The following is a 2,905-nucleotide window of genomic DNA, read 5'->3' on the forward strand; positions in this document are numbered from 1 at the left end:
GGACACCGGCTGAGTACGCTGCGGCCTGCACCCACACCCACCACCCGGTGGACTGCGGGATCAACTGACAACTGACGAACAACCCGGGCTCTACTCCCGGGTGGTCGCATTATCGGGGACCGGCCACCATCGTCAACACCGGGAGCTGTTTCGGCCCTCTGACCTTCTCAAACGGCGAATCTCAGCCCAATCCTCCACAGCGAGCATCCCTTCGGTTCTCCCTAGCTCGGATAGAGCCAGGGTCACCGACCAGGTGGTCCATTTTGAGCTTCGGTGGGCCGCTTCTCAAATTGCTGCGCTTTGTGTTCGACGGGGCTCTGTACTGTCGGCATCGCAGGACGCTCGTAGTTCCTGCTGGCTGAGCGAGTTGCAACTGGCCATCGAAGTGGTTGTTTCGGCTCGTTTGGGCTGGGCTGGCGGAGTCGATCCGAGCTGGAGGGCGATGGCCGCGAAAAGTAATGCTGCGGCTCCAATCGCGTAAAAAAGTCGGAGCTTTCCGGTCGAGTGAAGTTCTTTACTCCAGAAGAAGATCTTGATCACCTGAGGGCTACTTCTTCCGATCTGCCCGGTCAGCCCTGCGTGTGGCAGCTGGGTTCTAAGCTCCTGTTCGAGCTCGTCGCCGTGCTTGACAGCGCCGGTCAGGAGTTGGTGATACCAGACCTTGTCAACGAAGTAGAAGGCCAGCCACAGAACGAAGCCCAGAACCAGCACGATGCAGGACAGCTGAAGTGAGAAGCTGAAGACTTTGACTGCTGTGCCGTCTTTGGCTGCCACTGCGGCGGCACCGAACGCGAAGGTCAAGACGGTCATGGCCAGTCCCCGGATGCGCCACTCAAGGTCGTTGAAGTGCTGCTGTACCTCCACTGTCTTCTTCCACATCTCAAGGTAGTGGGGGATGTCCTTCTCTTCCAACTACGCCTCCCTGAAATCAAAGTGGAGCAGGAGCTCCGAAAACGTTTTTGCGAGAGTGTAATTCGCCTGCAGATCGCGTCCGGTGGAGATGGCTTTCTCTCGCTGTATGTCTTCGTCGGTCCAGTGCGACACCCGGCGGAGGAGCTCATACTCTGCCCGATTCTGCACGACGCCGTACTGCGCGTGGACGTCGTGGGCCCCGGTTCGCTGGGCCATTGCCACGTCCTTCATTAGGCTGTCTCCGACGTAGACGACCTGGCGCGGGGAGAGACCTCGGTCTGTCATGATCTTGCTCAGGATGCTGGTGTCTGGTTTGAGCACACCTTTGGGGACGTGCCGATGCTCGGTTGCCTTCAAGCCGTATTCCTCGGCAGGAAGTTTCCTCAGGTTGTTGACAGTGAGGCCGAGGGGGAGGTCGTGGTCGGGAGCGGTGTAAAGCGTCGATATGAGGCCATCAAGTCCGGTCTTCTTGATCCGCCACTCCGACCAGTAGGCGACTGACTCGGTGTATGCGACGACTGGCACGTTGCGTCGACGAAGCTCCTCGATGGTCTCCTTGACACCTGGGTACAGGCGGGTGGCGCGTAGACGTTCGGAATTAAGAATGTGGATCGCAGAGTCATAGACTTGCAGCAGGTTCTCGTTCGGGTGTAGCTCCTGAAGCGAGGGGAGTTCCGTGAGGAGCGCTGAGTACTCGGCTGTGCCTCGCCGTTGGTGCACAGCCCTGATTTCTTCTTCCAGTCGGGCTTGAGGTATCCCGCTCATCTCTTCCAGCTTGCGCAACATGGCGGAAAAGGAGACATACCAGGCGTCGAACCAGTCCCACAACGTATTGTCGAGATCGGTAACAAGAAGTGCGACCTTTGGCTTGTCGCTGCGCCTCATCGCCATGACAGCCGAAGGTAGTCGAGAGCTACGACATCGGTAATCCCAGCTTCAGATACGCCAAGCTCACCACAGGGCACCCGATGCCCGGGCAGAAAGGCCCCGCCAGGTGGCGGGGCCTTTCGCATCGATACCGCCGAACAGCGCTGGCGACCACGCGACTTACGAGGCTTCGCGGTACCGAGGTGTCCACTCAGCGATGGTTGGACCCAGCCGGGCCGGGAGGTCCTCGTTCTGCCACTGCTCGCCAGGGGACAGCATCTGCGCCTCGAACAGTGCGATCGCGGTTTCGGTCATCAACACAGCGCTCATGAGCAGGTCGGCCACCAACCCGAATAGCTCGTCTTGGCTGCCGATGACGTTCAGTGTCCAGCTGTAGCCGTGGGTGAAGCTGGAGCTGATTGAGTACGACGCCTTCGTCATAAGTTCGAAGTGCTTCCCGCTGAGCAGCTCACGGGCGTGTTTCAGAGGGTTGGCGTCGATCCAGGCGGCCCCAGCTGCAGTCATCGCAGTGAACCCGGGTGCCATGATCCCGCCGCTCGCCGCCTTCGCTTTCGCGATCGCTGTCTTCAGTTCTTCCGCAGAAGCTTCGAACGTCGCCACATCCCGCCCTTCGGCCACGCTTGTAGCTCGATCCTGCTTGGCCCACTTGAGCATCTCCTCCAGCTCTTTTAAGGCCTCAGCCGCGCATCGCTGTTGCCTTACATCCCGGCTGGGGTCGCCGATGAGCCAGATCGTGCGGGCAGAGGCTTCCATTGCGGATCGACACAGCACCAGCACGGACGACGGCCAAGATCGTGACGTGGCTGGCGGCGGGACTGCCCCGTTGAACCAATCCGATATGAGAACTTCGGCGGCCGCCAGATGCTCGGCCGCCGACGAAACCGGGAATCGAGCGTACTGAGCCACCGGGTAGATCCACCCCAGTTCCGGCAGGAACCCCTCATTGTCGAGCTGCATTGAGCTGCCCTGCGGCGGATCTGGCCGGTCCCCGATAATGCGACCACCCGGGAGTAGAGCCCGGGTTGTTCGTCAGTTGTCAGTTGATCCCGCAGTCCACCGGGTGGTGGGTGTGGGTGCAGGCCGCAGCGTACTCAGCCGGTGTCCG

3 protein-coding genes are annotated in these 2,905 nt (G+C 60.4%); all 3 read right to left on the minus strand.

The window, feature by feature from the left end:
- Positions 1 to 285: 285 nt before the first annotated feature.
- The 3 genes from GVY39_RS33575 to GVY39_RS33585 all read right to left on the minus strand — a co-directional run bounded on the left by GVY39_RS33575 (position 286) and on the right by GVY39_RS33585 (position 2,757).
- Positions 286 to 912: a hypothetical protein gene (locus GVY39_RS33575; RefSeq protein ID WP_201295441.1), complete on the minus strand. Its 627-nt coding sequence runs from the start codon at positions 910 to 912 to the stop codon at positions 286 to 288.
- The gene (locus GVY39_RS33580; protein WP_159930990.1) at positions 913 to 1,803 is read right to left on the minus strand and encodes an HAD family hydrolase; all 891 of its coding nucleotides are present in this window, start codon (positions 1,801 to 1,803) and stop codon (positions 913 to 915) included.
- A gap of 156 nt (positions 1,804 to 1,959) precedes the next feature.
- Positions 1,960 to 2,757, minus strand: coding sequence for a hypothetical protein (locus GVY39_RS33585; RefSeq protein WP_159930988.1), 798 nt, complete (start codon positions 2,755 to 2,757; stop codon positions 1,960 to 1,962).
- Positions 2,758 to 2,905 lie beyond the last annotated feature (148 nt).

The sequence above is a fragment of the Nocardia sp. CY15 genome (assembly GCF_009829295.1).
GTDB classification, from domain to species: Bacteria; Actinomycetota; Actinomycetes; order Mycobacteriales; family Mycobacteriaceae; genus Nocardia; species Nocardia sputi.

Excerpts from the sequence above, each read along its gene's own strand:
- GVY39_RS33585 (WP_159930988.1), bottom strand. The coding sequence starts at position 2,757 with ATGCAGCTCGACAATGAGGGGTTCCTGCCGGAACTGGGGTGGATCTAC.
- GVY39_RS33580 (WP_159930990.1), bottom strand. The coding sequence starts at position 1,803 with ATGGCGATGAGGCGCAGCGACAAGCCAAAGGTCGCACTTCTTGTTACC.